Genomic DNA, 6,679 nt, shown 5'->3' with positions numbered 1-6,679 from the left:
AAAATAAAAGGGAAGTTTCACAAAGTGGAAGTAACTGGTAGGTGGCCTTCCTTCCAGGTGGACCAAAGGGAGGTTAATCATTTTGCGAGAACATAGATAAAATTAAAAGGCAGCCAATAGCCACCTAAAGTAACTTTGACTGCCTCTAATTTTTTTGGTGTTATGTAAAATCCTTATCAATGCGAATGTCCTTCATCCTCCCCATTTTTTAGTAAAGACAGTAAGGTGTAACCGCCTTTTACTACCAGTTGGGTATTGGCTTTTACATTTGACGGTAATTTTACTGCTGTATAATCATCCTGAGAAGCCCCTCTTTCTACAGGTATCATTTCATAGGCAAACTGACCCTTAGGAGCAGGAACTTTGGCAAACACATAATTTCCTCCGTCAAAACGGATGACTGCATCTTCAGGAAGAGCGGCGGTGGTATCTCTACCGGTAATGATAGTAGCGTCCACATACATGCCTGGTTTTAGACCTGTATTGTCTTCGGTTAATTCACTGTGTACTGTTATGGTACGGTGTTCATCTACCTGTTCACTGATTAGGGTGACCTCAGCATGACGTATGTTGGGGTCGGAGGGAAGACGAAATCGGACTTCCTGGCCTATAAATGTTTTGGGAATGTCTTTTTCATACACAAAAAGCTCCAGGTGCAATTCCTCTGGATTTACCAGGTAAAATAATACATCGGTGGGGTTGTAAAAAGCTCCTACTTTAGCATGACTCTCTGCTACAAAACCATTAATCGGTGAAACTACCGGGATGCTTGAAACGATCTTCCCATTTTTGTCTAAGGCTTTCTGGTTGATGTTGAGCATTCTCATTTTGGCAGCAAAGCCTTCGGTTTTTGCTTTTATAGCTTCATAGTCAGCCTGTACCTTTTGGAGTTTTTTTTCTGCGGTAATGTTTTTTCTCGCCAACACTTTTTGCCTGTCCAACTCTTTTTTCAAGAAATCGCGCTCACTTTTGGCCACCAGATAGTCCTGTTGGAGTTGGATATAATCCGGGTGCTCCATAAAAGCAAGTACCTCTCCTTTTTTTACCCTCTGACCGGCAAGAAGGAAAGTAGATTTGAGAAAACCTCCAAAAGGAATGGATACATTGGCCATACTTTGTGGGGGAACATCTATTTTTCCATTCACTTTTAGTGCTTCACTAATATTTTTTTCTTCTAACTTTCCTAGTACAATTCCTGAGTTTTCTTGCTGGGTTTTACTGAGGATAATCCGGGTTTCCTCCTCCTCATGAGCATGGTGTTCTTCCTGCTTATTTTCTTTTTTGCCTGAGCAAGATAGCAGCATGGTAGAAATTACCATTAAAAAGATCCCTGGTATATGTAAAAAGCTTTTTATTGTTTTCATTTTATTGATATTTAAATTTTTTCAATGGGATAAAAGACCTTAATCAAAAGGGATGGCAGAAAGGTATTCCAGACGAATTACACTTTGATTATACTCATTCAAAGCTTTTAGGTAATTGCCTTGAGTTTCCAGTGCATTCTGTAAGCTAAGCCAATAGGCAGCGTAATCCAGTTCTCCGGCATCGTAAGCCTGTTGAGACTGCTCCTGGATCAGTTGGGCATTTTTATTAGCTCCCTCTTCAAAATAGGAAAGGTTACTTTTTTGTCTTTCCCAATCTTCTGTTGCCTGCTCAAAAATTCCCTCGAGTTGTTTTTGGAAGGATTGAAATTCTGCCTCCTTTTGTCGTGTCATTACTTTTGCTGCATTCGTTTTAGCTCTGAAGGGTTGGAAAACAATTGGAATGCTAAGCCCTACACTGAATACCTGAAAACGGTCCGAAGAAGTATAAACCGCCTGATCTATGGTCCCAATGAAACTCTGGTTGCTGTAACCCAGGGAAATATCGGGTAAGGTTTGCGCCCTAGTAAGTTTCATTTCTTGGTCTGCAATTTCTACCTGCTGCTGAGCCAGGGCCAATTGAGGATTGTTTCTCCAATAGCTGTTTTCGTCAACTCCTTGTATAGGTTTTTTCCCCAATTCCTGAGGGGTAATGTCCACATTTTGATCGTATGAAGGAGAACTTTCAATTGTTTTTTTTCCTGTTCCAAATAGGATTGATTCTGCCTTAATTGATTCTCAAGGCTACGCAGCTGGCTTTCCATGGTCGTTTGTTGCAAAAGTGTTCCTTCTCCTACTTCCCTTTTTATTATTTCACCTTCCAAGGCTTTTTGCAGGAAGCCCTGTTGTTTTTCCAGAAGGGACTGGTTGCTTCTAAGGTAAATGATTTGGTAGTAAATGGATTTGAGTTGGTAAAGCAATTCGTTTTTTACCACTTCCTCACTAATTTTTGCTCCCTTTCGGTTGGCCCTGATCAACTGCATTTTTTTTCCAAAGACAGTTGGGAAAGGGATGCTTTGTGAAATACTAATCGCATTGTCATTTGTTCTTGGTTGGTTCATTTTTCCGTAACTAAGCGATACATCCGTTTTTCCTACATCGAAGGCACTTGCTTTTAACTCATCGTATCGGGTTGTGCTTAGGGCTGCTGCCTTTAAGTCCGGGTTGTTTTCCATCATTATTTGGAAAGCAGTTTCCAGGCTAAGGGTTTGTGTGCTTTCTTGTGCACGGGTTGAAAAAGGCAGAGTAGAAAACGTCAAAGCAAGTGCGATCATCGTGGCAATCTGTTTAACTCCGGGAGCATTTTGGGATTGAGATGTTCTTTTCATTGTTTCAAAATATTTGTACAATATAGGAAGTACAATTAGGGTGAGTAGGGTCGCAGTTATTAGTCCACCAATAACAACGGTTGCCAGAGGGCGCTGCACTTCTGCTCCGTTGGAAGTTGACAGGGCCATTGGTAAGAAACCTAATGAGGCCACTACCGCCGTCATCACTACCGGACGAAGTCGAATGGAAGTTCCCTTCAATATGATTTCATCTAGATTCCACTTTCCTTCATTTTTTAGGCGGTTAAACTCAGCAATGAGTACAATTCCGTTTAATACTGCTACACCAAATAAGGCAATAAAACCTACTCCTGCAGAGATACTAAAAGGTAAACCGCGTATCCATAGGGCGAAGATACCTCCAATGGCGGACATCGGAATGGCGGTAAATATCAATAGGCTATGTTTCATAGAACCGAATGTGAGGTAAAGCAAAAGTAGGATAAAAAGAAGGGCCATAGGGACTACGATTGCCAAGCGCTTCTGTGCTTTTTCCAGGTTTTCAAAAGTTCCTCCATAGGTAGGATAGTATCCTGCTTCAAATTTGATTTTTTGATCTACCTTGGTTTGTATTTCATTGACCACGCTTTTTACATCACGGCCGCGTACATTAAAGCCCACCATGATCCTTCGTTTGGTATCATCTCGTTGAATCTGGTTCGGGGCTACTTTGAAACTTACTTCCGCCAATTGACGTAGAGGAATTTGCTGTCCTTCGGAATTGGTGATGTAGATATTTTCAATGTCCTTAAGATTTTGTCGCTGATCTTCCTGGAGCCTTACCACTAAATCAAAACGTCTTTCACCTTCATACACCAGGCCTGCCGATTCTCCAGCAAAGGCTGTGCTGAGTGCCCTGTTTACCTCTTCAATAGATAATCCAAAATGGGCTATTTGGTCACGTTTAAAATCTACAATAATTTGGGTGAGCCCACTAACCTCTTCTATGTACAAGTCCTGGGCTCCTTCTACGGTTTGGGCTAATTTTCCCAATTGTTGGGCGTAATCCGTGAGTTTGTCTAGGTCTTCTCCATAGATTTTAATGACCACATCCTGGCGGGCTCCAGTCATCAATTCATTAAACCGCATTTGAATGGGTTGTTGAAAACCATAGCTGGTTCCTGGTGTATATTGTTCCAGGGCGGCCTGCATTTTTTCCGCTAACTCATTTTTGGTTTTGGCTTTTGTCCATTGATCTTTGTCACTTAACCGAATTATTAGGTCACAGGCTTCGATCGGCATCGGGTCTGTTGGGATTTCTGAGGAGCCAATTTTTCCTACCACCTCCAACACTTCGTCAGGGAATTCTTTTAGTAGCACTTTTGCCGCTTTATCCGATGCGTTTACCGTTTCCGAGATACTGCTTCCTGTTAACACACGGGTTTCAACGGCAAAATCTCCTTCGTCCAAATTAGGTATAAAGACACCTCCCAATTGGTTAAAAACCAATAAGCTTAAAAGGAACAGGCCGACAGCAGAGCCAACCACCTTAAAAGGATGTTTTAGGGCTCCTTTTATGACTGGGGTATATAATTTTTGTAATTTTTCCATGATAAGATCGGAGATGTTGCGCTTATGGTTGATTTTCTTGTTCAGTAACAAAGCACTCATCATAGGAACATAGGTAAGGGAAAGAATAAAGGCTCCCAAAATGGCGAAAGCCACGGTTTTTGCCATTGGTGCAAACATTTTTCCTTCGGTGCCCGTCAGGGCAAGGATAGGCAGGTATACAATCAGGATAATGATTTCTCCAAAGGCAGCACTTTTTCGAATCTTCTTGGCTGAATCAAACACTTCCTTATCCATTTCCTGTTGATTGAGTAGAGTCCCACTTTTTCGGAGCCCAAGGTGATGAATGGTGGCTTCTACTATAATAACTGCACCGTCCACAATTAAGCCGAAATCTATTGCTCCCAAGCTCATCAGGTTTCCGGATACCCCAAAAAGATTCATCATGGAAAGGGCAAATAGCATGGCCAAAGGAATTACAGAGGCCACCACAAGGCCTGCTCGCATATTTCCCAAAAATAGCACCAATACAAAGATGACGATCAGTGCCCCTTCGGTTAGGTTGGTTACTACTGTTTTAATAGCTGAATTTACTAAATCTGCTCGGTCTAGGAAGGCTTCCAGTTCAATTCCTTCAGGGAGACTTTTCTGAACTTGTGCAATTCTATCCTTTACATTTGCAATCACCTGAGAAGAGTTGGCACCCTTGAGCATCATTACTACAGCTCCTACTACTTCCCCTTCTCCGTTGCGGGTCATAGCGCCGTAACGAACTCCCTTTCCGAAGCCAACTGTAGCTACATCTCTGATGAGTATAGGGTAACCGTGGTCATTTCTTTTGATTAAAATGGAACCAATATCGTCTAGGTTTTCAATGAGCCCCTGACTACGAATAAAATAGGCATTAGGGTTTTTATCGATGTAAGCCCCTCCAATATTTTGGTTATTTTTACTGAGGGCCTCAAAAACTTCATTGATGCCAATATTCATACTGCGAAGTTTCTCCGGATTTAAAGCAATTTCGTACTGCTTGATGTGCCCTCCGAAACTACTTACTTCCGCTACTCCTGGTACACCCAGCAACTGTCTTTTTACGATCCAATCCTGAATCGTTCGTAGTTCCATTGCTGAATATTGGTCTTCATATCCTTCTGTTGGCCGCAGTACATACTGATAAATCTCACCTAATCCAGTAGTAAGAGGGGCCATTGTAGGTTCCCCCACTCCCTCCGGTATTAAGGATTCGGCCTCTGAAAGGCGCTCTCCAATTTGTTGTCGAGCCCAATAGATATCAATATTATCCTCAAAAACTACCGTGACCACGCTTAGGCCAAACCGGCTAAAGGAGCGAATTTCATCAATCCCCGGAATGGTGGCCATACTTTGTTCAATAGGAAAAGTAACTAGTCGTTCAATGTCCTCAGCGGATTGGGAAGGTGCGGAAGTAATGACTTGTACCTGGTTATTGGTAATATCAGGTAAAGCATCAATTGGAATTTGGGTAACCGAGTATCCACCCCAGGCTATTAGTCCCAGTACCATGACTCCAATTATCAGTTTATTTTTTATAGAAAAAGCTATTATTTTTTCAAGCATTGTGAAATGTTTTGCGCAGGTTGGTGCTGAAGGAAAAGGGTACATAATATGCTTAAAACAAATAGAAATGGTCCCTTAACTTAAACAGTTGCCTGCTTGTTTTGAGTAAAAGGAAATTACACGGTTTGCCAATTTGAGGATCTCTATGATGAACAAACGCATTTCAGCCCTTTGAAAACGAAGAAAAGGACTCTGATTTTCGAAATGAAAAGTTCATGAAAAGCTTCTTTAGAATCAGAATAAATGTCCTTAAAAAAGGCTACTTTTATCTAATGCTTTTATTGAGCAAAACCGATAAGATCAAAGAAATGGAATTAGGCCAAAGGTGGGCCTCGATGAGAAAGTTGCGTGGAAAAAGTAGGGTGTAATTGTGCTGTTTCAAGTATAGGATAAGGGGGTTCCTCCTCCTTTTTTGGGATCCTTTGTTGAGTAAAAAAAAGTGCTGCCAGAAAGGTAAAAGGAGCATTTTGTCTCTGCTTCTTTATTTTTCCCTTTTCCAAAGCATTTAAGCCACTTTCAGGGTGATAGTTTTTAGTGGCTGACGGGGAATCCCCATGGGTGTAAATGAAATGTACGATTAGGTGCTTCCAGTCGTCTTGAAATTTCTGGTGTACATCCAGACTTTTTCTTTCTTTTATCGAAGGATTTTCAAAATGGGGTATCATCCCATGCCCAATTAGCATCAGGGTGATGGCCAATAAAAGGCGGGCGATATGTTTTCGAATCATGGTCATGAACACCTGATGGCAAACTTACTGAATTTTTTCAAATAAACATTTTAGGGCCTCCATTAATAAATTTTATTATTTCGATTTATTTCCCTAAAGGTAAAAGTTAGGATTTATTGTCTTAATATAATAATGTGTTTTAGACTTTTTAGTGCTT

At 41.2% G+C, this 6,679-nt stretch carries 4 protein-coding genes; all 4 read right to left on the bottom strand.

Annotation, left to right across the window (positions count from 1 at the left end):
- Nucleotides 1-176: 176 nt before the first annotated feature.
- The 4 genes from E1171_RS10665 to E1171_RS10655 all read right to left on the bottom strand — a co-directional run bounded on the left by E1171_RS10665 (nucleotide 177) and on the right by E1171_RS10655 (nucleotide 6,522).
- The gene (locus E1171_RS10665) at nucleotides 177-1,364 is read right to left on the bottom strand and encodes an efflux RND transporter periplasmic adaptor subunit (protein ID WP_155205993.1); all 1,188 of its coding nucleotides are present in this window, start codon (nucleotides 1,362-1,364) and stop codon (nucleotides 177-179) included.
- A gap of 39 nt (nucleotides 1,365-1,403) precedes the next feature.
- The gene (locus tag E1171_RS24735; RefSeq protein WP_343031335.1) at nucleotides 1,404-1,940 is read right to left on the bottom strand and encodes a TolC family protein; all 537 of its coding nucleotides are present in this window, start codon (nucleotides 1,938-1,940) and stop codon (nucleotides 1,404-1,406) included.
- Nucleotides 1,916-5,794 carry a CusA/CzcA family heavy metal efflux RND transporter gene (locus E1171_RS10660; protein WP_343031334.1) on the bottom strand — a complete coding sequence of 1,293 codons (3,879 nt, stop codon included), beginning with the start codon at nucleotides 5,792-5,794 and terminating at the stop codon, nucleotides 1,916-1,918. The genes E1171_RS24735 and E1171_RS10660 overlap by 25 nt, the downstream gene beginning before the upstream one ends.
- A 314-nt stretch (nucleotides 5,795-6,108) precedes the next feature.
- Nucleotides 6,109-6,522, bottom strand: coding sequence for a hypothetical protein (locus E1171_RS10655; RefSeq protein ID WP_155205992.1), 414 nt, complete (start codon nucleotides 6,520-6,522; stop codon nucleotides 6,109-6,111).
- Between the last annotated feature and the right edge of the window lie 157 nt (nucleotides 6,523-6,679).

The organism is Xanthovirga aplysinae (assembly GCF_009711365.1).
Taxonomy (GTDB): Bacteria; Bacteroidota; Bacteroidia; order Cytophagales; family Cyclobacteriaceae; genus Xanthovirga; species Xanthovirga aplysinae.
This window is presented reverse-complemented; position numbering and strand designations above follow the sequence as displayed.

What these genes read in the sequence shown, in the direction of transcription:
- E1171_RS10665 (WP_155205993.1), bottom strand. Translation starts at nt 1,364, where the DNA reads ATGAAAACAATAAAAAGCTTTTTACATATACCAGGGATCTTTTTAATG.
- E1171_RS10660 (WP_343031334.1), bottom strand. Translation starts at nt 5,794, where the DNA reads ATGCTTGAAAAAATAATAGCTTTTTCTATAAAAAATAAACTGATAATT.
- E1171_RS10655 (WP_155205992.1), bottom strand. Translation starts at nt 6,522, where the DNA reads ATGATTCGAAAACATATCGCCCGCCTTTTATTGGCCATCACCCTGATG.